The sequence below is a fragment of the Labilithrix sp. genome, from assembly GCA_019637155.1.
Classification (GTDB): domain Bacteria; phylum Myxococcota_A; class Polyangia; order Polyangiales; family Polyangiaceae; genus Labilithrix.
Genome location: JAHBWE010000005.1, coordinates 467757 through 489356, shown reverse-complemented (window position 1 = coordinate 489356; position 21600 = coordinate 467757). Strand labels below are relative to the sequence as shown.

Here is a 21600-nt window from a genome sequence, read left to right as displayed (position 1 = left end):
TCCTCTTCGATGATGCGTGCGCTATGCACACGTCAGCTTCCTCACGCCGCAAGGCGCAGTTCCGAACCTCCGCCATCGCCCGATCCGCAGAAGTCGACGATGACGATAATCCGCGTGTGCTCGCGCGTAGCGGGGATATCGATCGTCAACGGCGCGGCGTGCTCCCCACCGCGCGGCTTCTCTGCGACGTAGTTGAGTGCCGGAGCGCGCGGATCGATCGCCGTCGGGTCTCTCATCGTCATCACGTGTCGACCTCCGGCTTGACGTAGAAGATCCGCCCGAGACCGTCGGCGCCGTTCCCGCCAGCGCCGGGGTTGCCGCCCGCGGGCCCCGCGCTACCGTTCCCGCCGCCGCCTCCGCCTCCACCGCCCGCGCCGTAGGACGGGGCGTTCTCACCGTTCGTCGCGTGGCCGCCCGTACCGCTTGCGTTGCCGTTTCCACCGTTTCCGCCGTTTCCGCCGGGGCCCATCGAGGAGGAGCCGCCTCCGCCGCCCGCGCCTCCGCCGAGGTAGGGCGTCGCCGTCGTCCCGATCGTTCCGCCCAGAGAGTGACCAAGCTCGGTCTGACCATGGGAGAGCTGACCGTCGCACGCGCGGTTCGGTCCGTCGATCGGACCGACGTTCGACGATGCGCTGAAACCTCCGTTGCCCGGAGCGAGATACGGATAGAGCTTCGAGTCCGATATCGAGCCCGACATCAGGTAGGCGCGCCTCTGAGCGAGCGCGGGTCCGCCGCCCGGCGCGAACGCGTAGCTCATCTCGTCTTGCCCCGTCTTCACTCCACCGCGCCCGCCAGCGCCGCCGTACGCCGTGAACGACTCGCCCGGCCCGTCGAACGTGAAGCTGGAACGTTCGCCGGCCGCACCGTGAGCCGCAGACGTCGTGCCACCAGCGCCGCCGGCGCCAATCGTGACGTAGATCGTCATCCCAGGCTCGACGGGACGCATGTGCCAAACGCCTTGAGCCCCGCCACCACCACCACCACCGGTCGTGCCCATGAAGCTGGAGCCGACGTCATCCCCGAGGATGCCGGCGCCGCCGCCTCCGCCTCCGCCGATCGCGTAGAGCCACACCCACCGAACGCCGGCCGGAACGGTCCACGTGCCGGACTCCGCGAACTCGACCATCTCGAGAGTGCGCGCGGCGCCGCCGTGCTTGCGAAGCCACTCCGCGTTCTCCAGCGCGGCCGCGAGTCCGGGGTTGAATGCGGCGGCGGTTGGCGCGGACGAGTTGTTCGCGAGATCGACGGAGGTAGCGTAGGTGTCGCCGGTTGCTGAGTGGTTCATCGAATGGGTCTCCTCTCGGGCAGGTGATCGTCGTCAAGCGAGGGACGCGGGCCAGAGAGGCAATCTCCTCCTCGCGTGTGTGGACGGGCGCTCGTCATGCGCCCTCTCCCGCGCCCGGATCCTCGAGATCGTAGAGCGCGTGTTCGAGGTCGCGCGCCGCGGCGGGATGCCGGTCGGCAACGTCGAAGAGGACGCGCATGAAGGCGCCCCACGCCTCAGTCCTCGCGAGTTGAGGGAACGTCATCTCACCCTCGCATTGGATCATCGCGAGTTTCTCCGCCGCCGATGCCTTGCCGTTGAGGAGGGCCACGACGATGCCCTCAGGGGCGCCAACCATCTTGGCCTTGCCGATCCGCTCATCGAAGTCCGCAAGCACGCTGAGGAGGGCGTCACGGCCGCGCACGGGGCCGGGAGGCGCCTCCCCCGCCCCCGCGAAGGGGACGCACACCTCGCCGAGCAACTCTCGCGTGTCGAGACGGTGGCTCGCCGCCGCCTCGTTCCAGGACTCGAGGCGGACCCCCCAAGTCGCCAGCCGCTCGCGGAGGTCGTATCCAGGAAGCTTCCGGCCCGCCGAGATGTGGCCGATCATGCTGGCCGAGGTCTCGACGCGTCGAGCGAGCTCCGCGCCGCCCCACTGGCTCGCGAGCGCTGCGACGATGCGCGCCCCCTCGGTGTAGACGTTTCTCACTTCGCTCCTCCTCCAGTGATCATGGTCACGGTGAGATCAGTCATGGTCCGGTCCTTCCAATTTCCGGAGGCTGTACAGATCGACAACGAGCACCCCGTGGTCTGAAGACCCCCAACACTGTTCCGACGGGGGCCATGCAACCCCGCGATTGCAGCTCGCCTCAGCGTGCCGAGCGGTACGCCCATCCGGTCCGTACGCGTACGCAGGTGAGGGAGGACGGGACGCAGCGCCGAGGTGCCCTGCCTGCCCCCCGTGCCCCCCTCTGACCTGCCTCTCCCTGGAGACGTTAGGGGCCCTATTGCTAGTGACTCTCTTCTCTCTATTAGAGAAGGTGAGGCAGGTAAGGCAGGTGGGGTTCAGGCCAGGAATAAAGACGCTCCGTGATGCCTCACCATGCACGCTCGAAGGGAGGCAGGTGGGGCGGCTGGGGCGGCTGACGACCATCATGCTTCCTCCTTGGGGAAGTAGCGGTAGCTGCGCTTGCCGCTGATCATCGTTCGGCGTCGCTCCCATCCGAGGCGAGCAAGGATGCCGCCGACCGTCATCGCTTGCGATGTCGTCCGGTGAGCGGTGTCGACCCCGCATGCGCCGAGGAGGTCTTCCGTAGTCACTCCCTCCGCCTTGCGCCGCGGGTTCTTGAGGTGGTCGGCGATCGGCACCTCCCACGGATGACGGACGAAGCGCTCCTCGGTCTCTGCGGCGGCAGCTGGCGCAACGATCGCCGCGTCCGGACGACCGTCGAGCCACCATGCCTCGCCCGCGTCGTAGCGATGCGTCGCCTCGGCCCAGAGCTGATCGCGGTCGCGCTCGACAGCCGAAAGGTCGATCTCTCCGATGCGAAGCGGAGGGAAGCGCCGGCCTCCCGTCGGATCGTGAAGGTACTGCCCGGCGTTCGTCGTGCCGACGAATTGAGTCTGTCGCGGCATCTCGACCTCATGGCGCCCGTAGCTCGGCCGGTAACGATCGACGCGCGAGGAGATGAACGCTTTGGTGGTCTCGAGGTCGCTCCTCGAGAGCGAAGCGAGCTCGCTGAGCTCGTAGATCCACTTTCCGGGGAGCTGCTGAAACGCGTCCTTCTCGCCGATCGGGATCTTCGTGTCCGAGAACCACGGATGCGCGAGACGTTCGAGGAACGTGCTCTTCTTCTTCCCTTGCGGCCCTTCGATGATCGGGCAAAGGTCGTTCTTGCAGCCGGGCGAGAGCACGCGCGCAACGGCGCCGATCATGAAGCACTCGCCGATCGCCCGCGCGACGGGGGTGTCTTCGCAGCCGAGGTAACGATGTGCGAGGAGCGCCAGGCGCTCCGTGCCGTCCCACCGAAGGCCTCGGAGGTACGAGCGAACGGGGTGAACCTTGTTCGCGTCCGACGCGACGAGGATCGCCGCGTCAACGACCTTCGTGGAGACGGTGATCGGCGGACATCCGGCGACCCGCGTGCGAGCAAGCAAGTGTGTGAGGCGCACGGTATCCGCGTCGGTCCACGGGCCGGCGCGGGCGTCGTCGGGTGCGTCGAGCTCGTGCCACGGAGGCGTACGCGTCGCAACGATGCGGCCGCTAAACGTGTCGTTTGCGATCACGCCGCGCCACGGCTCGTAGTGTTGAAGGATCGTGGCGACGTTCGCGGAGGTCGGCCGGATCACGTAGCGGTCCTCGCCGGTGCGCTTGTCCTTCTTCGTGTCGACGATCAGCTTTTCGAGTAGCGCGACGTTGGATGCATTCTGCACGCACGAGGTCGGATCGGTGTCGTCACCGAAGAAGTCGTCCTCCGGCATCGCGTCGAGGGTCATCAGTGCAGCGTCTCCGAGACGATGACGGGCGCCGGTCCGCGCAGTTTCGGAACGTGCATGCACATGATGCTCGCGTCGAGGCGAGCACGTTCGATGCCTTCGGCGCCGGCGTAGAGGTGCGCTTGGGCGAGCACGAGCTTTTCGATCCGCGTCAGGCGGCGCCGCGCACCGACGAATTCGCTAAGCTCGCGCCAGAGTCGATCGAGCGCTTCTTGGTCTCGCTGGTCTCGCTGGCGTTCGCTCTCGCGTCGATTCATGCGCTCCTCGTCGCGCGGAAGCCGGCGCTCGCGATCAGCGCATCGATCGGGATCACGGTCGCGGCCGGCGCGGGCTCGACGCGTGCCGTCCCCTGCGACGCAAGCCACGCGTCGTACTGCTCGCGCGTGACGAGCCAGGCGACGCCGCGTCCCCGCTTCCCTCCTACGCGCGTGCCGCCGATCTCCGCGGCGTGGTCTCGGAGCCAGCGCCGCGAGCGCCCCGGCGGGAGAGCTCCGCCGGGGCCCGTGCTGAAGATCGTCGTAGGTCCGCCCGTCGCGCGGAGCTCGTCGGCGGCCGCGAGGAGCGCTCGTCCGGCGGCCGCGAGGTGATCGGCGGCGCTCATCCGAAGACGACCATCGCGCTTCGAGCGTGAGCGATCGTGCCAGCGTGCATGCCGGGCGCCCCAGCCATGACGGCCATGATCTTGTGGCGCGAGAGCCCGGTACGCCGCGAAACCTCGGCAATGCCGAACCTCGCGACCGCATCCGCCACGCTCTTCTGGAGATCAGGATCGAGCATCGACATTCCTCCCGTTCGCGTCGGCGCGATGCGCACGACCACAGGGGGAATAGTGCTCCTATCCGAGTAGAAATTACAATTCTAACTAATTGATATTATTGATTAAGTTTGGTGAGCCGCGATGCCTAAGAATCCTCGGTATCGTCCGATGCCCGACTTCGTGCGCGTCGGTTCTTTTCGCGCTTCTTGTCGGGGTCACCGAACCGCTCGACCACCCTTGCCGGTGCGTCCGAAGCCAGCGTTTCACCATCACGAGGCGCGCCTTCCAGACCGCTCCGCCAACTCCAATTCGCGGCGAGCTTGCGCGCGCCGTTCGCTCGGGCGTAGAGCCGAACGAGGACCCGCGCGACGTTCTCGTCGAGGCGCAGTCTGGGATCGATGGCGCCGAGCTGACGGCGAAGCTCTTTGGCGATCTCCTCGCGCCGCCGATCGGCCGTCACGCGCCCCAGCGCCCGTTGCACGTTTTGGACGATGAGCACACGTCGCGCGACGTTGGGATCAATCTCGGGGTCGATCTCTTTCGCCATGCGAGCAAGGCTCTCGCTGGTTACGTGCTCTTCACCGGAGAGCCGAGAGAGGGCAGCCGCCGCGACGTCTGCGGCGTTCGACAGATCGCGGTTGTCTACGTCGCCGTCAGCAAGGATCCCGTCCTTGTCCTCGCGCTGCATGATCAACAGCACGCGCGTGAGCCACGCGGCGTCGGGCACGAAGCGCGAGTAGCTGTTCATCAGCGCGACCGAGAACGCGCGCCACGCATCGACGATCTCTTGGCCTTCGTCGTCAGAGAGCTCCACCGGGTCACGTTCGAGGAACCGGGCGATCCTGTCCGCCACCTCCGCTCGCACGCGCGCTCGGTCTGGATCCATTCGGTCCGACTCCTCGCCGGGCGCCACGGTCCACTCGCCGCTTTCGTCGCTGGTCGCCATGAGCCCCTCTACCGCTTTGCCCGCACGGCGGCGATCGGGATGACGGGCGCCCGCTTCGGCGCGGCGCTGAGCACGTCGAGGAGCGCACGCGCGCGCTCGTGATCGCCGGCCTCCACGGCCGCGTGGATGGCGGCGCGGAGCGCGGCGTCAGGGTCGGTCGGTAGCGCTTCCGGCGTCGAGTTGGCGACCAGAACGGGCGAGTGAGCCGGCGACTCGGCGATCGCAACGGGGCCTTGTTTTACGTTGTTTCGTGCATCGGAGGTCGACGCGTCGGGCGCACTTTCGGGTGCCTTCGACTCCCTCCTCCGGCACTCAGTTCATTGGACGATCACGAGCCGTCGGGGGGCGGGCTCTTGGGGCGCTCTCGGGGGGCGAGGGTCCAGGGGAACTCGGAGATGACGATGTCGACGGCTTCGATGAGCTGGATGCTGAGGGGGAGGCGGTCCCAGCCGCCGTCCTTCAGCGGCACCTCGATCTGCCAGCGGTGATCGCCGATGCGGCGGAAGCGGGTGTGCGGGACGGCGTCTTCGTTGGGGCCCGACTCGAAGACGAGGAGGTCGTCGCGGCGCTGGACGCGAACGTGCTCGAGCCCGACGTAGTCCTCCAGGTGCTCGCGGACCTCCTCGACGTGATGCTCTTCGGCGACGAAGGGCTGCGCCATGTGCGCGATCGTACTCAGCCCGCGGCTCGACGAGAAGGTTCACTGCCGATCGAAGAAAAACGACGCCTGCTGGAGCTCGAGACCGGCGACGATCTGTTCGGCGCGCTCGCTCGAATGACCCACGCGGTAGCGCCTGCCGCAAAGGGTGAAGGGTCGAGCTATCGTTGCGCCGTGGCGGCGCGCGAGGGGGTCGATCCGTGGGACGTGCTCGAGGCGCTGCCGCAGCCGGTCGTCGTCCTCGGCCGCGACGGCGAGGTTCGGTACCGCAACGCCGCGGCGATCGCGGCGGGGATCGTGGCGCCGGGCGAGCCCGCCGGCGGAGAAGCGTTCGCGGTCGAGGCGCGCGCTTGCGGCGACGGGACCGTCTTCGTGTATCGCGACGTCACCGCGGCGCGGAAGACCGAGGCCGACCTCGCCTCGCTATCGGAGCGCTTTCGGACGCTCGTCGACGGATCGCCCGACATCGTGTTCATCACCGACGCGTCGTCGCGCATGACGTACGCGAACGCGGCGCTCGAGGAGCAGACCGGGTACACCGTCGGCGACTTTCAGATGCCGCAGGCCGAGAACCGGCTCATTCATCCGGAGGACCAGGCGCGCGTCGCCGCCTTCCTCGCCGAGTTCGTCGCGAGCGGGAGGAAGTACTCCGGGCCGCTGCGGAACCGGTTCGTCGCGCGCGACGGGCGCGTGCTCTGGTACTCGTCCGTCGTCTCACGCAGCGAGTACGCCGGCGAGCCGGTGCTGCAGTTCGTCGTCCACAACATCACCGCCGAGGAGGCCGCGCGCGAGGAGCTGGCGCGCGTGCAGGAGCAGCTCGTCAAGCAGGAGCGCCTCGCCGCGCTGGGCGAGCTCGCGGCGAGCGTCGCGCACGAGATCCGCAACCCGGTCTCGATCATCTACAACGCCCTCACCTCCCTGCGAAGGGCGCCACCCGCCGCCGACGCGAACATGCTGCTCGGCATCGTCGAGGACGAAGCGGCGCGCCTGCAGCGGACCGTGCGCGACCTCCTCGACTTCACGCGGCCGCTCGCGCCGTCGTTCGAGCCGCGCGACCTCGTCGGCATCGCGAAGGAGGCCGTCGCGGCGGTGGACTCGGAGCGGCCCGCGGGCTGCGCCGTCCGCGTGAGCTACGACGCCGGCGACGCGCCGTTCCTCGCGGACGTCGACCGCGACATGATCCATCGCGCCGTCGTGAACCTCGTCGCGAACGCGTTTCAGGCGATGCCGAACGGCGGCGAGCTCGCGATCGAGCTGACCCGCCGCGCGACCGAGAGCACGACCGCGATCGAGCTCGCGGTCGTGGACTCCGGCGCCGGGATCGCGAGCGACAACGCGGCCCGCATCTTCGAGCCGTTCTTCACGACGCGCGCGACCGGGACCGGGCTCGGCCTCGCGCTCGTGAAGCGCATCGTCGCGAGCCACGGCGGCACCGTCATCGCCGGATCGGGCCCGACCGGCGGCGCACGTTTCGTCGTGAGCCTGCCGGCTCGTCAGGTGCCGCCGTCGTCGGCTCCCGCGTCGTCGGCGCCCGCCTCCGGCGTCGGACGCGGCGCGTCGGGCGGGTAGACGTCGCTCGGGACCGCGCTCTGCTCGACGACCGTAACCGGCATCGTGACGCTCCCCGTCGCGCCCTCGACCGTGAACACCACCGTGCCGGCGCCCGGCTTCACGGTGTGGATGATGACGCGGCTCGACTGCGTCGTCCGCGCGGCGGTGACGACGTCGCCCGTCGTCGTCATCGTGAACGGCTTCTCCAGGAGCGCCTCGGAGTCGGCCTTCTTGTCCGGCGGGTCGGCGATGCGGCGGCTCAGCGTGAGCACGTAGCTGAGGCCGTCGCCGAGGACGACGCCCTTCGTCGGATCGGCCTCGAGGCGCTCGACGTCGTTCCGGACGTAGGTGAGGCCCGCGGTGCCGTCGTTCGTGGTGTCGTCGATCGCGATCCGCGCGAGGCTCGGCGGCGGCGGGTCGCTGCAGGCGGCGAGGACGACGGCGGAGACGAAAAAGAGCTTCTTCATGTCAGCCTCCCACCGTGAGCGGGATCTCGGTCGAGAACGTCCCGAGCTCCACCTTGATCGTCGCGGTCCCCTGCTTCGTGCCGGTCACCACCGTGACGATGTTGTCCTCCGGCTCGGTCGTGATGTTCGCGATCTCCGCGTCGCTCGTCGTCCACTTGCACGGCACCGAGCCGGCGAGGACCTGGTCGCCGTCCGCGAGCGCGGCGCGGAAGCGGAACGTGAACTGCACCGTCGCCTTCACCGAGCCGACGCCGACCTTCACGTCGGTGAACTGGCCCTGCGGATCGCCGGAGAAGAGCTTGATCCCGGTCGGGTCCTTGACCTCGACGTCGAGCATGTCGACGATGTCCGCCCCTCGGCTCAGCCCGATCGTCGTCTTGCCGGGGCGCACCAGCGTCACGCCGTCCGCCTCCACCGTCGCGAAGGTCGGGTGGAGCGCGGTGAGCGCCGGCGCGTCGCCTTCGCCCGCGCTCGCGTTGAGCTCGATCTCGAGGCCGAAGCGCGAGCCGGTCGCGAGGGTGGGCAGGCTGGAGCTCGAGCCGCCCGCGCCGGTGCCGAGCTCCTTGTCGAAGTCACACTGCGCGTCCGACGGAAGGAGGCACTTGTAGCGGAAGCGCGCGGCTCCGAGCACACCCCCTTGCTCCGGCGGGGGCGGCACCTTCGACGCCTCGTCACCCTTCTTGTCGTCGTCACACGCGACGATACCTGCAGCGAGGATCAAACATCCCAGCGTCTTTCTCGTCATTTCAAGCTCCCTCGAAAGCTAGCGGTACACCATTGGACTGGCGTTGCGCCAAGAACCTTCAATCGCTCACGCTGCGGCCCGCCTCCGCGCGCGTGGTATCGTCGCGCCGTGTCCGTCCTCGAAACATACGAGCTCGTGATGCACGCCGCGGTGCTCGAGGAGCGCCTCGCCGGCGCGAGCGCCGCCGTCGCCCCGAACCCGGGGATGGATGACGAGAAGACGTGGCTCGAGACCGCGCGCCGCCGCATCGCCGAGGCGCGCGACGGCGCCGACGACGTCCTCTTCCGCGTCCTCCGCCTGCCGGAGCTCGCCTCCGCGCGCGGCGACCTCGGCAAGCGAATGCAGGGCGCGGCGGTCTCCGCGATCGAGAAGCTCGAGGCGTCGATCGCCGCCGTGAACGCGCGCTCGCCGCTGCTCGAGGCCCTGTTCCGCAACCTCGATCGCGAGCGCGAACGCGCGCGCCGGCTGAAGCGCGAGGACTTCGACGCGCTCGTGCAGGAGATCGAGAAGCGCCTCGCGACGAGCTACGTGCAGCGCATGCTCGGCGACGAGGCCTATCGACCCGTCAACCGCGCCATCGCCGCGATGCGCGACGCGTACGAGGAGTGGCGGCAGGTCTTCAGCCCCGACCCGCTCCCGGACGAGGACGCCGCGCGCCTCCGCGACGAGCTCGACGAGGTGGCGCAGCGCCTCGATCGGCCGATGAAGCAGGCGCTCCTCCTCGCGGAAGCCGCTCTTATCGGTGAAGGAACGCTTCTCCTCAAATCCGGTATTCTCGACAAACCGAAGCGTCGCCCCAAGGCGATGTTCCGCGAGGACGACGCGACCGACGGGGAGTAAACCCCCACGCAGGGGTGAGGGCTGCGCGACTCGCGCAAATGCCGCTGAGACGGGCCGGGGATGCCGGCCGCGCGCGCCCGCCCGATAAATCCTCCCGCCGTGATGCGGTTTCATTTGCTTCTCGGCTTGGCTCTTCTCACCGGGTGCGCGGCGGACACCTCCGAGGAGGAGGTGGAGACCTCGGTCGAGACGAACGACGCCGTCATCGGCGGCGCCGTCACGCGCGAGGCGCCGGAGGTCGGGATGGCGAGCTTCAGCTGGGGCAGCTACTGCACCGCGACGCTCGTCTCGCCGCGCGTCGCGATCACCGCCGCGCACTGCGTCCGCTACGCGACGCGCGACGCTTCGGGATCGTTCGGGAGCCTCCGCATCGACAAGGAGCCGACCGGGACCGCGCGCTACCCGATCGATCGCTACCGCTCCTTCGCGCGGAGCGGCCTCGGCGCCGTCGACGTCGCGCTCCTCCGCCTCAAGACGCCGGTGCCGGCGGACGTCGCGCGGCCGGCGCCGCTCGCGACCGCGAAGCCGGCGAACGGGACCGCGCTCACGATCTACGGCTACGGCTGCAACGACGACTGGGAGCACCAGACCGGCGGCGGCACGAAGCGCGAGATCGGCTACCGCTTCGGCACGACGATCCGGAACACGCTCTGCCCCGGCGACTCGGGCGGGCCCGTCCGCGTCGACGCGTCCGGCGCGGTGCTCCTCATCAACAGCGGATGGGTCTCCGACTGGACCGGCAAGCGCGACGTCTTCGGCGACGTGCCCGCCTTCCTCGCGCAGATCCGGGCGCAGGAGCGCGCGTGGGAGGCGGCGGAGCCGGCCGACGGGCTCCTCGCCGAGTACTGGGACACGAAGGAGCTCACCGGCGAGCCGAAGGTCACGCGCGTCGATCCGGCGATCGACTTCGACTGGGGGAGCGGCTCGCCCGACTCCATCATCGAGCGCGACTCGTTCGCCGCGCGCTGGAGCGGCAAGCTCACCGCGCCGACGAGCGAGACGTACACGCTCGAGGTCCGCGGCGACGACGGCTTCCGCCTCTACGTCGACGGCGCGATCGTGATCGACGAGTGGCGCGATCACTCGCCGACCACGCGCAGCGCGAGGGTCGCGTTCACCGCCGGCCAGCCGCGCGCGATCAAGCTCGAATACTACGAGAGCACCGGCGGCGCGACGGCGCGCCTCTCGTGGTCGAGCCCGAGCCAGGCGAAGCAGGTCGTGCCGCGGTCGCGCTTCACGCGCTGATCCGGCGATCAGAGCGCGCCGAACGGCATCGCGTAGCGGACGACGCGTCCTTCGACGCGGCCCTGGATCGACTGGCACTTCTTGCCGGCGCAGCGCGCCCGCTGTGCCGCCTCTTCGTGCAGCGCGATCTCCGGCGTCGCGAACGTGTGCGCGATCTCGGCGTAGAGGCCGGAGCCCGTCGTGCGGAACCGCATCGCCCAGTGATCCGACTGCATGTCGATGCCGGCCGACTTCGCGCCGTCGACCTCGGCGCGGCCGGAGCGCGGGAAACAATATTCGAGGTACGTGTCGGGCGGGCTCGGCGAGGGCGGCGGGCTCTCCGCGGTGCCGTTGAGGATGGGGCCGAAGCGCGGGCCCATCCAGCCGTCGACGATCATCCACGTCGCGTCGGGGAACACGTAGAGGTAGCGCTGCTCCTCCGGGGGAACGGCCGGGTTGGGGCGGTATTCGAGGACGCCGCTCGCGAGGCGGATCGGCGGCGTGAGCGCGGGAGGCGCGCCGACGTCTCCGAGCGTGAGCGGATCCTTGCCGTTCACGTTGCGCGCGACGACGACCTTCTGCGTCGGGCGGCCCGGGTACTCGTAGATGACCTGCGAGGTCCAGCTCACGTTCTTGAGCCAGTAGCTCGCGCCGTCGACGTCGCGGAGCTCGCCGCGGGAGATCCGCGACGCGAGCTGGGGGTCCCGCATCCCGCGATCGAGGTGGATGCTGTCGCTCTTCAGCGGGAGCTCGCCCAGGATCGCGACGAGCCACGGAGCGTCGCCGGCGCACGGGTCGGGCTGCGGCGGCACCGCGGGCGGCGGCGACGTCGACGACGTCGTCGACGATGCGCACGCGAGGAACGCGAGAGGCAGGGCCACGATCACGATCGCCTTCTTCTTCATCGGCCGTCATCGTAGCCCGCGTCACCGGCGACGCGCCCGTTCCGGCGGCGCGGGGTCGGGCGCGTCGTCGCTGACGCGTCAGCCCGCGAAACTCCAGCCTATTTTCGGCCCCGCGACCAGGCACGGCGCGTGGACCTGGAAGCGTCCACGAGGGCGACGGACGCTCTCCGGCTCAGGAGCATGAATCGATGAAGGTTGCGGGCTTTATCCTTGCGGGCGCGATGATGGCGGCGCTCTCCGGTTGCACGATCAACGCGTCCGACCGGGGCAGCGACGACGACGAGCGCGATCGGCCGGCGACGCGCGTGCCCTCCTCCTCTTCCAATTCCAATTCTTCGTCTTCGGGCGGCGGCGGACGCGTCGTCGTGACGCCCGGCGCGGACACGAGCGCGAGCACGAGCTGCCAGAGCCTCTCCGGGACGTCGTGCGAGTGCAGCAGCGGCGAGTGCAGCAACAGCTGTCCGTCCGGAAACTGCACGTTCGTCGCGAAGGACGACACGACCGCCGTCAACGGCTGCTCGGGCGGCGGCTGCACGTTCCGCTGCGAAGAGGGCTCGGAGTGCACGAACTCGTGCTCCGGCGGCGGCTGCACGATCGAGTGCGCGGCCGGTTCACGTTGCGACAACTCGTGCAACGGTGGAGGATGCAAGTTCCAATGCGCGGCCGGAGCGACGTGCAACAACTCGTGCAACGGCGGCAACTGCGAGTGAGCCGCGCGCTCGCGACGCTCGGGATCATGATCGCCGGGACGTCGGTGTGGCCGGCGTGCACGCTCGACTTCGACATCCCGGGCGAGGTCGAGCGCTCGTGCAAGACCGGACAAGACTGCTCCTGCGCGGACGAGGGGACCTGCACGTTCTCGTGCGGGAGCGGAGCCTGCGCGCCGGTGTGCCGGGCCGGGAGCAGCTGCTCGATCAGCTGCGGGAGCGGTACGTGCGCGACGCGGTGCGAGGCGAACGCGACGTGCGACATCGATTGCGGGAGCGGCGTTTGCCAGGTCCAATGCGACGGCACGTGCAAGGTGAGTTGCGGCAGCGGGCTCTGCAGCTGTTCCGGACCGGGGTGCCCATGAGGGCGGCCGGCCTCGCGCTCGCGCTCCTCTTCGTCTTCGTCGCGGGCGTCGCGCGCGCCGACGGCGACGAGAAGGCGCGCGCGAAGGAGGCGTACACGCGCGGGCTCGCCGCGCACGACGCGCACGACTACCCCGCCGCCGCGCGCGCGTTCGCCGAGGCGGACACGATCCTCCCGAGCGCCGTCGCGCTCACCGCGGCCCTCGACGCCGCGGTGGACGCGGACGATCCCGCCCTCGGCGCGGAGCTCCTCGAGCGGAGCAGTCGGCCCGGCGGAACCCCTGCCCTCGCCGCGAGCGTGGCGGCGGCGAAGAAGAAGCTCGGAGGGCGCGCGGGCAAGGTCCGCCTCACCTGCCCGAGCGGCTCGCTCTGCCGCGTCGTCGTCGGAGGACGCGAGACCACGAGCGAGACGTGGGTCGCGACCGGCAAGCACGTCGCCGCGGTGACGGTCGACAGCACGACGCGCGAGCAGGCGATCGAGGTGCGCGCCGGCGAGACGGTGACGATCGCGCCTTCGCCGCCGCCGACGACGGCGCCGGCGCCTCCGGTCGTCGCCGTCACGCCCGCGCCGCAGGAGCCCGCGCCGCAAGAGCCCGCCCCGCCGAACATGCGGAGGGTCCCGCCGGTCGTCGTGTACGTCGGCGCCGGGTTGACGCTGCTCCTCGCGGGCGGCGCGGTCGGGACCGGCTTGGTCGCGAAGGCGCAGCACGACGACTTCACCGCGAAGGGCTGCGACCGCGGACCGGGCCCCGACTGCAAGGACATCCAGGAGCGCGGCGAGCCGCTCGTGGTCGTCACGAACGCGCTCATCGGCACCTCGATCCTCGCCGGCGCGTTGACCATCCTCACCGCCGCGGTGTTCACCGACTGGCATCCGACCGCCGCCGCGCTGCCGGGCGGCGGCTGGGCGGGTCTCGCGCGATCGTTCTGACGATCCGGAGGTCAGCGCTCCTTCACGACCGGCTTCGCCCAGAAGCCGATCGCGAGGATCCAGCCGAGGTTCAGGAAGAGGAGCGTCATGCCCGCGCGGAGGCCGAGGCGATCGCCGACGCGGCCGATGACGAGCGGCACCACCGCGCCGCCGACGATGGCGGTGCAGAGGATCCCGGAGAGCGTGCCTTGATGCGAGCGCACCGAGTTGAGCGCGAGCGCGAAGATGATCGGCCACATGACCGACGCGACGAGCCCGACCGCGGGGAGCGCGAGGATCGCGATCGGGGTCGGTCCGAAGAGCCCGATCGCGAAGAGCACGATCGCGAGGACGGCGTGCACGACGAGGACCTTCCGTGAGTCGAAGACCTTGAGGACGACGAGCCCGCTGACACAGCCGAGCGTCATCAGCCCCCAGAACCACGAGACCGCGTTCGCGCCGCCGGTGCGCGGATCGACGCCGTGGTACGTCGCGAGGAACTGCGAGAGCCAGCTCGAGATCCCTTGCTCGATCCCGACGTAGAGGAAGATGCTCGCGAACCAGCGCGCGGCGCCGCCGCGGAGGAGCGCGCGGTGCGCGTCGAGGGAGCCGGCGCGCTCGTCGTCCTTGCGCTCCACGCGCGGGAGCTTCGCGACGGAGAGCACGACGACGAGCACCGCCGCGAGGGCGGCGAAGAGCCAGTAGAGGCTCGTCCACGGGAGGCTCCGGAGGGTGAGGGCGGTGTAGATGCGGGGGCTCACGAAGGACGCCGCGCCGAACGCGAGCTGCCCGAGCGTCGAGAAGAACGCGAAGCGCGCCTCGCCGCCCGCGACGCGGAGCAACGGCTGCGCCGCGACCTGCACCGCCGCCATCGCGACGCCGGTGACGAAGAGCGACGCGATCGCGACGGGGTAACGCGGGACGAGCGCGAACGCGAGCGACGACACGAGCGCGAGCGCGAAGGCGCCGACCATCACCTGCTTCTCCGAGGTGCGCTCGGTGAGGAGCCCCGCCGGGATCGACGCGACGCCGTACGCCGCGAAGAACGCGAACGGGAGGAGCCCCGCGGCGGTGAGCGAGAGCGCGAACGTCCCGATGATGTCGGGCAAGAGCGCGCCGAGGGTGTTCGTGAAGATCGAGACGACGAAGAACACCACCAGCACGAGCGCGACGGTGGCCCGGCTCATTCCGTCGCGGTCACCTTCGTCGCGTGGACGAAACGCCCGGCCTCGATCCCCGCGTGCGCGGCGAGCGCGAGGGAGAGCATCTGCGCGGGGAGGATCTCGAGGAGGGGCCGCGCGGCGGGGTCGACGATCGGGAGCCGGAAGCACGCGTGGGTCGCGGCCGCTCCGACGAGGAACGCGCGCGCGCCGGCGCGCACGAGATCGGCGACGAGCGCGGCGTTCAGCGGCGCGACGGCGGCGTCCCCTTCGTAGACGAGCGCGAGCACGTGCGCGGCCGCCATCTCGAGCGGCCCGTGCCGGAGCGCGGCGCTCGTCATGCCCTCCGCGTGGAGACGCGTCGACTCCTTGAGGATGAGGCCCGCCGTGTACGCCGCCGCGACCGAGGCGCCGCGACCGGCGACGAAGACGTCGCGAATACCCGCGGTCAGCGCGATCAGCTCCGCGACGTGCTCCTCCCAGCGATCGAGGTACGTCTTCATCGCCGCAGGCGCGGCGGCGAGCGCGGTGGCGAACGGCGAGCCGGAGAGGAGGTCGCCGAGGAGCACGAGCGCGGCGAGCCCTGCGACGTAGGTCTTGCACGACACGGTCGCTTCTTCGCCGGCGTGCGTGAGGAGCGTCGCCGTCGCGGCCGTCGCGAGCGGCGAGCCCGCCGTGTTCGTGACGCCGACGAGCGCGCCGGGGCGGAGCGTGCCGTCGACGAGCCGCACGATCTCCGCGCTCCGCCCCGACTGCGAGACCGCGACGACGAGGGTGCCTTCGTCGATGAGCCTCGCGTGCGCGTGGATCAGCTCGGACGCGTCGATGACGATCGCGCCGTGCGACACAAGGCGGATCGCGAGCGGATGCAACGCCGCGAGCGACGAGCCCATGCCGGTGAGGACGACACGCCGAAACGCGCCCGCGCGAAACCGCTCCGCGACGCCGCGAAGCGCATCATCGACCGCGAGCGCAGCAAGCGTCGCCTCGACCGCCGCAGGCTGCCGCAGCAAATCGCCAAGATAGGGCCCACGCACGACGTCAGGCACGAACCCCTCCCCAACACGCCCAGGCCTCCGGGCGCGCCGCCAACGCGCGGCCCGGCCGCAGAGCCTCCGGGCGCGCGGGTGAGGGCGCGCTACGCGGCCACGGAGCCTCCGGGCGCGCGGGCGGGGACGCGCAACGGGACCGCAAAGCCGGGCGCATGGGCGGGGTCGGGCTCATGACGGGCGACCTCGTGCGAGCGTGAATGCGTGAGCGGCGCCGTGGAGGACGGCGTCGGCGCCGAGCTCGGCGGCGACGATGCGGGTGGTGGCGGCGGGGACGAGGGTGGCGGAGCGCGCGATGGTCTCGCGCATGCGATCGCGAAAGAGCGGCTCGCTCTTCATCACGCCGCCGCCGAGCGCGATGACGTCGGGGGCATACATCGCGATGACGTTCGCGAGGCCGACGCCGAGGTAGAAGGCCTCGCGCTCGATCGCCTCGCGCGCCCACGTTTCGTTCGCGTGCCGGCACACGGTCTCGGCGGTGAGGCCGGCGCGGACGGCCTCGGGCGCGCGCGCTCGCGCATGGGCGGCGAAGGCGGGGCCGCTCGCGAGCGCCTCCCAGCATCCGCGCGCTCCGCACGCGCACGCCGGCCCCGAGGCCTCGATCATGTGGTGGCCGATCTCGGGATGCGTCCCGCCGGCGCCGCGGTAGAGCTCGCCGTCGAGCACGATGCCGCCGCCGATGCCGGTGCTGATCGTGACGTAGACGAAGCGCGCGACGCCGCGGCCGGCGCCGATCGCGGCTTCGCCCAGCGCGGCGGCGTCGGCGTCGTTCTCGATCACCATCGGCACGCCGTCGAAGGTACGCCGGAGGTCTCTGCCCTCCCAGCCGGGGAGCACGTCGACCTTGCCGTAGACGCCAGTGTCTCGATCGATCGGCCCGGTGCTGCCGACGCCGATGCCGCTCAACGTCGCATCCCCGAACATCGCGCGGGTGCGGACCATCGCGCGCTCGAAGCCCTCGGCCGGCCGGGTCGGCTCCTCGCGTCGCTGCACGAGACGGCCCTCGTCGACGAGCGCGGCGGCGATCTTCGTGCCGCCGATGTCGAGGACGCCGAGCACGCAGCGATGATTTCACGCCCCAACGGGAAAGCCCAGCTACGATCCGGCGCGGATGGCCGCTCGGTACGAGGCGCTGCTCAAGCTCGCGTCCGGAGGCATGGCGTCGGTCTGGATCGGCACCGCGCGCGGTGCGCTGGGTTTCCGGCAGCTCGTCGCGATCAAGAAGCCGCATCCCCATCTCCTCGAGAGCCCTGGTTTCCGCGACGAGCTCATCGCGGAGGCGCGGCTCGCGTCGATGATCCGGCACGCGAACGTCGTCGACGTACGCGACGTCGAGGTTGACGGCGACTCGCTCAGCCTCGTGATGGACTTCATCGAAGGCGGGTCTCTCGGTGAGCTCCTCGTCGCCGCGAGCCGCCGGACGGCGGGCGATCCGCGGATCCCCGCGCGCGTCGCGGTCCGCATCCTGCGCGACGCGTGCGCCGGGCTCCACGCCGCGCACGAGCTCGTGGATGAGCGCTCGCGTCCGGTCGGTCTCGTGCATCGAGACATCTCCCCGCAGAACATTCTCGTCGGCGAGGACGGCATCGCGCGCGTCACCGACTTCGGCGTCGCGAAGTTCGCGAAGAAGAACGCGATGCAATCGACGAGCGACGGCAGCCTCAAGGGCAAGCTCGCGTACATGGCGCCGGAGTACCTGCGCGGCGAGCCGATCGATCGACGCTTCGACATCTTCGCCGTCGGCGTCGTGCTCTGGGAGGCGCTGACGGGAAAGCGCTGCTTCCGCGCCGACAACGAGGCGGAGACGATGCGACGCATCCTCGACGTCGCGACGCCGCGCGTCTCGACGCTCGACCCACGCCTCGCCCCGCTCGACGACGTGCTCGCGTGCGCGCTCGAGAAGTCCGCCGCCGCGCGCTTCCAGAACGCGGCCGCGATGGGCGCGGCGCTCGAGACGGCGGCGAGCGAAGCGGGCCTGCTGGGGACCCACACCGAGGTCGCGACGACGCTGAAGGAGCTCATCGGCCCAAAGATCGAGGAGCGCCGCGCACAGGTCCGCACGAAGCTCGCCCACGAGCCCTCGCTCGCAAGCCTCGGCGCTGGCGCCGCCGTGATGTCCCCCCTCGCCCCCGCGCCGCTACCACCAGCCGTCGCAGCCCCCTCCGCAGATCTCGCCGCGTCCGCAGAGCCCGTCGCATCCGTAACGATGACCGCCGGCATCCCCCGCACCGCGATGCCACCGACCGCAGGCGCGCCACCGACCGCAGGCGCGCCACCGACCGCAGGCGCGCCACCGACCGCAGGCGCGCCACCGACCGCAGGCGCGCCACCGACCGCGGGAGTGCCTGCGACGGTCACGGCTTCGCTCCTCGCGACCGTGGCGGCGGCGACCGTTCCTGACGCCGCGCCTGTCGGCATGCCGTCGGTCGGCATGCCAACGGGGCCGAACCAAAGCGGTGCGCCGCCCGCGTTCGGCGCGACGCAGCGCTCCGCCGACGCCGCACCGACGCTCGCCGCGCCGACGCTCCTTGCCACGCCAACGGTCGCAGCCGCGCCAACGCTCGTAGCCACGCCAACGCTTGCAGCCGCGCCAACGCTCGTTGCTGCGCCGACGCTTGTCAGGGCCGCGCGCGAAGCCGCGCCGACGCTCGTTGCTGCGCCGACGCTTGCAGCCGCGCCGACGCTTGCCGCAGCTATGGCGGCGACGCACCGCTCGGCCGACCCAGGCGGCGCCGGCATGCAGACACCACCTGCGTCCGGTCCTCGACCCCACGGCGCCGTCGGCATGCCGACACCGCCTGGGTCCGATCCCCTGCTCCATGCCACAGTCGGCATGCCGACACCGCCCGGATCCGACCCTCTGCTCCATGGCGCCGTTGGCATGCCGACATCGCCTGCGTCTGGTCCGCTGCTCCATGGCGGCGGTGTGCCGGTACCGCCGGGCGAGACGCGCGGCGCCGGAGAGGGGTTCTCGCACGCTGCCGTCGGCATGCCGACGCCGCCGGGCGAAGCTTGGGCGGCCGGAGATGGGGTATCGCGCCATGCCGTCGGCATGCCGACGCTGGGGGCCGACGACGTCGTACCCGCGCCGCCGACGCGATCCTTCGTGCCGCTCGTGATTGGCGGGGCGGTCGTTGTCGCGATCGCGCTCGTCGTCGGCGTGCTCGCGAGTCGGTCCGATTCCGATCGCGCCGCCGCGCCCGGGAGCAGCGCGGGCGCGCCGAGCGGCGGCGCCGCCCCGATCGAAGCTGCATCCGCGAGCGCCACGCCACCCTCGACCGAGAGCACCGGATCGACGACGGCGGAGCCTCCGTCCGCACCGGCGAGCGCGCTCGCGAAGCCCACGCCCGCGCCACGTCCGAGCCCGCGCCCAACTCCCGCACGTCCAACCGCACCCGCGCAACCCGCGCCCGCGCTACCCGCACCCGCACAACCCGCACCCGCACAACCTTCACCTGCGCCGGCGCAACCCGCACCCGCGACGAGCGCGAAGCCGAAGCGGCCGCCTGCGAATCCGTACGAGTGACGTTGTCGGCTGAAGCCGTGGAGACGCAGACATTCGTACGAGTGACGTTGTCGGTTGAGCCGAGGAGGCGGACATCCGTTCGGACCCGAGCTGCAGCGCGACATCGTTCGAGGACTTTTCGGCGGAGCCGAGGGAGTGGACATTCGTTCGAGGACCTCGGCCGAGCCGAGGCACCGGGCGCACGGGGCATCTGTACGAGGACCCTTCGACCGAGCCGAGGCACGGAGGGCACGCGGGCATCCGTACGAGGAACTTTGTCGGGCGGAGCCGAGGGGAGCGGACATCCGTTCGAGGATCTTTTCGGCGGAGCCGAGGCGCGGAGGGCGCGGGCTGTGCGAGGGACTTGTCGGGCGGAGCCGAGGGGGCGCGGGCTTGGTGAGGTCGTCCTCGTTGTGACCCCGTGGCGTTGTAGGTCAGAAGGCCCACCCGCGCCCCACGGAAAGAGGCCGTAGGTGGAGATGACGTCAGTGCAGGCCTAAGAAAAGAAGCTCCACGCACCGCGGCCGGCGGGCTTGCTCCGCGCGAAGGCCCCGCGCTCCGCGCTCCGCGCCCGCTACACAGCCGGCGCCTCCGCGGCGTGGGGCGTGTACGATCGTGGGGATGAGCGAGTTTGTGCTCGATGAGACGGCGAAGGTGCCTGGGGCGCGGGGGGTTGCGGTCCTGGCGGTCGAGCTCGTCGTGATCGAGGGGCCTTCGCGGGGGGTGCGGTGTCGGGTCGAGAACGGGACCGCGAAGGTCGGGAGCGCCGAGGGATCGTCGCTGCGGCTCGCCGATCGGGCCGTGTCGCGGGTGCACCTCGAGGTCGTCGCGTCGGCGACCAGCGTGACGCTGCGGGACCTCGGGAGCACCAACGGTACCTTCATCGGAGAGACGCGCGTGCGTGACGTCGACGTCGCGCCGGGGACGGTCGTGCGCTGCGGGGCGTCCGCGTTTCGCGTCGACGCCGCGAGCGAGCCGACGTTCCTCGCGATCTCCGCGCGGACGTCGTTCGGGGAGCTCGTCGGCGCCAGCTTGCCGATGCGGCAGGTCTACACCGTCCTCGAGCGCGTCGCCGCGAGCGACACGACGCTCCTCGTGCAAGGCGAGACCGGGACCGGCAAGGACGTCGTCGCACGATCCGTCCACGCGCAGTCGCCGCGCGCGCGCGGGCCCTTCGTGCCCGTCGACTGCGGCGCGATCCCCGAGACCCTGTTCGAGAGCGAGCTCTTCGGGCACGTGCGCGGCGCGTTCACCGGCGCGGTCCAGAACCGGGCCGGCGCCTTCGAGGAGGCCAGCGGCGGGACGCTGTTCCTCGACGAGATCGGCGAGATGCCGCTCGCGATGCAGGCGAAGCTCCTTCGCGCGATCGAGACGCGACGCGTGCGCCGCGTCGGCGCGACGAAAGAGACCGACGTCGACGTGCGGATCGTGTGCGCCACGAACCGGCGCCTCGCGACGATGGTGAACGAAGGCACCTTCCGCGAGGACCTCTACTACCGCCTCGCCGTCGTGGAGGTCGCGCTCCCCGCCCTCCGCGACCGGAAAGACGACATCCCCGCCCTCGCCCAGCGGCTGTTCGCGAAGATCACCGGCAGCGAGCGGCCGATCCCCGCCCTCCTCCTCGACTCCCTCACCGCACGCGCGTTCCCCGGCAACGTGCGCGAGCTCCGAAACGCGATCGAACGCGCGATCACGCTCGGCGAAGCCGAACCCGAGGCGGGATCGGGAGCGGGATCCGGATCGGGATCGGGTGCCTCCGCGGCGCGGGAGCCCAGCGCGCTGCCGCAAGGGATCGAAGCGATCGTCCCGCTCCACCTCCCGCTCAAAGACGCTCGCGACGCGTGGACCAGCGAGTTCGAGGAGGTCTACATCCGCGCGATGATGCGGAAGACCAACGGGAACCTCACCCGCGCCGCGGAGCTCGCTGGGGTGAGCCGCCGCTTCCTCCAGCGGACCATCGCCCGGCTCGGCCTGCGCTCGTCGGAGCCCGAACAAGAAAACGAGCTCGAATAACAAGAAAACGAGCCTGAATAAGAAAACGAGTAGGCGAGCA

General features: G+C 70.8%; 23 protein-coding genes. 8 read left to right on the top strand and 15 right to left on the bottom strand.

Annotated features, from left to right (window positions below; all coding sequences use genetic code 11):
• Nucleotides 1-41: 41 nt before the first annotated feature.
• The 9 genes from KF837_13105 to KF837_13065 all read right to left on the bottom strand — a co-directional run bounded on the left by KF837_13105 (nucleotide 42) and on the right by KF837_13065 (nucleotide 6124).
• Entirely contained in the window at nucleotides 42-245 is a 204-nt protein-coding gene (locus tag KF837_13105; protein ID MBX3228254.1) for a hypothetical protein, read from the bottom strand.
• Complete coding sequence (locus KF837_13100) at nucleotides 242-1285, bottom strand: hypothetical protein (GenBank protein ID MBX3228253.1); 1044 nt, start codon at nucleotides 1283-1285, stop codon at nucleotides 242-244. Before KF837_13100 ends, KF837_13105 begins: the two co-directional genes overlap by 4 nt.
• A 94-nt stretch (nucleotides 1286-1379) precedes the next feature.
• On the bottom strand, nucleotides 1380-1973 hold the full coding sequence (locus tag KF837_13095; GenBank protein MBX3228252.1) for a hypothetical protein: 594 nt from the start codon (nucleotides 1971-1973) through the stop codon (nucleotides 1380-1382).
• Nucleotides 1974-2416: 443 nt separating this feature from the next.
• The gene (locus tag KF837_13090; GenBank protein MBX3228251.1) at nucleotides 2417-3760 is read right to left on the bottom strand and encodes a hypothetical protein; all 1344 of its coding nucleotides are present in this window, start codon (nucleotides 3758-3760) and stop codon (nucleotides 2417-2419) included.
• The gene (locus KF837_13085) at nucleotides 3760-4017 is read right to left on the bottom strand and encodes a hypothetical protein (GenBank protein MBX3228250.1); all 258 of its coding nucleotides are present in this window, start codon (nucleotides 4015-4017) and stop codon (nucleotides 3760-3762) included. Before KF837_13085 ends, KF837_13090 begins: the two co-directional genes overlap by 1 nt.
• Entirely contained in the window at nucleotides 4014-4361 is a 348-nt protein-coding gene (locus KF837_13080; protein MBX3228249.1) for a hypothetical protein, read from the bottom strand. Before KF837_13080 ends, KF837_13085 begins: the two co-directional genes overlap by 4 nt.
• Complete coding sequence (locus KF837_13075; protein MBX3228248.1) at nucleotides 4358-4543, bottom strand: hypothetical protein; 186 nt, start codon at nucleotides 4541-4543, stop codon at nucleotides 4358-4360. Before KF837_13075 ends, KF837_13080 begins: the two co-directional genes overlap by 4 nt.
• Before the next feature lie 119 nt (nucleotides 4544-4662).
• Nucleotides 4663-5463: a hypothetical protein gene (locus KF837_13070; protein MBX3228247.1), complete on the bottom strand. Its 801-nt coding sequence runs from the start codon at nucleotides 5461-5463 to the stop codon at nucleotides 4663-4665.
• A gap of 328 nt (nucleotides 5464-5791) precedes the next feature.
• Complete coding sequence (locus KF837_13065) at nucleotides 5792-6124, bottom strand: hypothetical protein (GenBank protein ID MBX3228246.1); 333 nt, start codon at nucleotides 6122-6124, stop codon at nucleotides 5792-5794.
• 171 nt (nucleotides 6125-6295) lie between these two features.
• On the opposite strand from KF837_13065, the gene KF837_13060 reads away from it, so the two are divergent.
• A complete protein-coding gene (locus KF837_13060) occupies nucleotides 6296-7690 on the top strand; it encodes a PAS domain S-box protein (protein ID MBX3228245.1) in 1395 nt (464 codons plus the stop codon).
• Here the strand turns inward: KF837_13060 and KF837_13055 are convergent.
• A complete protein-coding gene (locus KF837_13055; protein ID MBX3228244.1) occupies nucleotides 7615-8139 on the bottom strand; it encodes a hypothetical protein in 525 nt (174 codons plus the stop codon). The genes KF837_13060 and KF837_13055 overlap by 76 nt on opposite strands.
• A gap of 1 nt (nucleotide 8140) precedes the next feature.
• Nucleotides 8141-8884: a hypothetical protein gene (locus KF837_13050; protein ID MBX3228243.1), complete on the bottom strand. Its 744-nt coding sequence runs from the start codon at nucleotides 8882-8884 to the stop codon at nucleotides 8141-8143.
• A gap of 108 nt (nucleotides 8885-8992) precedes the next feature.
• Between KF837_13050 and KF837_13045 the strand changes: the two genes are divergently transcribed.
• Nucleotides 8993-9724 (top strand): hypothetical protein, encoded by a 732-nt coding sequence (locus tag KF837_13045; GenBank protein MBX3228242.1) that lies wholly within the window; start codon nucleotides 8993-8995, stop codon nucleotides 9722-9724.
• A gap of 126 nt (nucleotides 9725-9850) precedes the next feature.
• Nucleotides 9851-10969 carry a trypsin-like serine protease gene (locus KF837_13040; protein MBX3228241.1) on the top strand — a complete coding sequence of 373 codons (1119 nt, stop codon included), beginning with the start codon at nucleotides 9851-9853 and terminating at the stop codon, nucleotides 10967-10969.
• A gap of 8 nt (nucleotides 10970-10977) precedes the next feature.
• Here the strand turns inward: KF837_13040 and KF837_13035 are convergent, their stop codons facing one another.
• Nucleotides 10978-11853 carry a hypothetical protein gene (locus KF837_13035; protein MBX3228240.1) on the bottom strand — a complete coding sequence of 292 codons (876 nt, stop codon included), beginning with the start codon at nucleotides 11851-11853 and terminating at the stop codon, nucleotides 10978-10980.
• 221 nt (nucleotides 11854-12074) lie between these two features.
• Here KF837_13035 and KF837_13030 point away from each other — a divergent pair, with 221 nt between their 5' ends.
• Genes KF837_13030 through KF837_13020 form a run of 3 tightly spaced genes read left to right on the top strand, consistent with a single transcriptional unit; the run spans nucleotide 12075 to nucleotide 13854 of the window.
• A complete protein-coding gene (locus KF837_13030; protein MBX3228239.1) occupies nucleotides 12075-12563 on the top strand; it encodes a hypothetical protein in 489 nt (162 codons plus the stop codon).
• The gene (locus tag KF837_13025; protein ID MBX3228238.1) at nucleotides 12560-12925 is read left to right on the top strand and encodes a hypothetical protein; all 366 of its coding nucleotides are present in this window, start codon (nucleotides 12560-12562) and stop codon (nucleotides 12923-12925) included. The genes KF837_13030 and KF837_13025 overlap by 4 nt, the downstream gene beginning before the upstream one ends.
• Nucleotides 12922-13854, top strand: a complete 933-nt coding sequence (locus KF837_13020; protein ID MBX3228237.1) for a hypothetical protein — start codon at nucleotides 12922-12924, stop codon at nucleotides 13852-13854. Before KF837_13025 ends, KF837_13020 begins: the two co-directional genes overlap by 4 nt.
• 11 nt (nucleotides 13855-13865) lie before the next feature.
• On the opposite strand, the gene KF837_13015 is transcribed toward KF837_13020, so the two are convergent.
• From KF837_13015 to KF837_13005, 3 genes are all read right to left on the bottom strand, one after another.
• Complete coding sequence (locus tag KF837_13015) at nucleotides 13866-15020, bottom strand: MFS transporter (protein MBX3228236.1); 1155 nt, start codon at nucleotides 15018-15020, stop codon at nucleotides 13866-13868.
• Nucleotides 15017-16006 (bottom strand): SIS domain-containing protein, encoded by a 990-nt coding sequence (locus KF837_13010; protein ID MBX3228235.1) that lies wholly within the window; start codon nucleotides 16004-16006, stop codon nucleotides 15017-15019. The genes KF837_13015 and KF837_13010 overlap by 4 nt, the downstream gene beginning before the upstream one ends.
• A 207-nt stretch (nucleotides 16007-16213) precedes the next feature.
• Nucleotides 16214-17101 (bottom strand): ROK family protein, encoded by an 888-nt coding sequence (locus tag KF837_13005; GenBank protein MBX3228234.1) that lies wholly within the window; start codon nucleotides 17099-17101, stop codon nucleotides 16214-16216.
• A 52-nt stretch (nucleotides 17102-17153) separates the two neighbouring features.
• Here KF837_13005 and KF837_13000 point away from each other — a divergent pair, with 52 nt between their 5' ends.
• Both KF837_13000 and KF837_12995 read left to right on the top strand, forming a co-directional pair.
• Nucleotides 17154-19568, top strand: a complete 2415-nt coding sequence (locus KF837_13000) for a protein kinase (GenBank protein ID MBX3228233.1) — start codon at nucleotides 17154-17156, stop codon at nucleotides 19566-19568.
• A gap of 600 nt (nucleotides 19569-20168) precedes the next feature.
• Complete coding sequence (locus KF837_12995) at nucleotides 20169-21560, top strand: sigma 54-dependent Fis family transcriptional regulator (GenBank protein MBX3228232.1); 1392 nt, start codon at nucleotides 20169-20171, stop codon at nucleotides 21558-21560.
• The last annotated feature ends 40 nt before the right edge of the window (nucleotides 21561-21600 follow it).

What these genes read in the sequence shown, in the direction of transcription:
- KF837_13100 (MBX3228253.1), bottom strand. Translation starts at nt 1,285, where the DNA reads ATGAACCACTCAGCAACCGGCGACACCTACGCTACCTCCGTCGATCTC.
- KF837_13090 (MBX3228251.1), bottom strand. Translation starts at nt 3,760, where the DNA reads ATGACCCTCGACGCGATGCCGGAGGACGACTTCTTCGGTGACGACACC.
- KF837_13085 (MBX3228250.1), bottom strand. Translation starts at nt 4,017, where the DNA reads ATGAATCGACGCGAGAGCGAACGCCAGCGAGACCAGCGAGACCAAGAA.
- KF837_13080 (MBX3228249.1), bottom strand. Translation starts at nt 4,361, where the DNA reads ATGAGCGCCGCCGATCACCTCGCGGCCGCCGGACGAGCGCTCCTCGCG.
- KF837_13075 (MBX3228248.1), bottom strand. Translation starts at nt 4,543, where the DNA reads ATGTCGATGCTCGATCCTGATCTCCAGAAGAGCGTGGCGGATGCGGTC.
- KF837_13070 (MBX3228247.1), bottom strand. Translation starts at nt 5,463, where the DNA reads ATGGCGACCAGCGACGAAAGCGGCGAGTGGACCGTGGCGCCCGGCGAG.
- KF837_13065 (MBX3228246.1), bottom strand. Translation starts at nt 6,124, where the DNA reads ATGGCGCAGCCCTTCGTCGCCGAAGAGCATCACGTCGAGGAGGTCCGC.
- KF837_13055 (MBX3228244.1), bottom strand. Translation starts at nt 8,139, where the DNA reads ATGAAGAAGCTCTTTTTCGTCTCCGCCGTCGTCCTCGCCGCCTGCAGC.
- KF837_13050 (MBX3228243.1), bottom strand. Translation starts at nt 8,884, where the DNA reads ATGACGAGAAAGACGCTGGGATGTTTGATCCTCGCTGCAGGTATCGTC.
- KF837_13035 (MBX3228240.1), bottom strand. Translation starts at nt 11,853, where the DNA reads ATGAAGAAGAAGGCGATCGTGATCGTGGCCCTGCCTCTCGCGTTCCTC.
- KF837_13030 (MBX3228239.1), top strand. Translation starts at nt 12,075, where the DNA reads ATGATGGCGGCGCTCTCCGGTTGCACGATCAACGCGTCCGACCGGGGC.
- KF837_13020 (MBX3228237.1), top strand. Translation starts at nt 12,922, where the DNA reads ATGAGGGCGGCCGGCCTCGCGCTCGCGCTCCTCTTCGTCTTCGTCGCG.
- KF837_13015 (MBX3228236.1), bottom strand. Translation starts at nt 15,020, where the DNA reads ATGAGCCGGGCCACCGTCGCGCTCGTGCTGGTGGTGTTCTTCGTCGTC.
- KF837_13000 (MBX3228233.1), top strand. Translation starts at nt 17,154, where the DNA reads ATGGCCGCTCGGTACGAGGCGCTGCTCAAGCTCGCGTCCGGAGGCATG.
- KF837_12995 (MBX3228232.1), top strand. Translation starts at nt 20,169, where the DNA reads ATGAGCGAGTTTGTGCTCGATGAGACGGCGAAGGTGCCTGGGGCGCGG.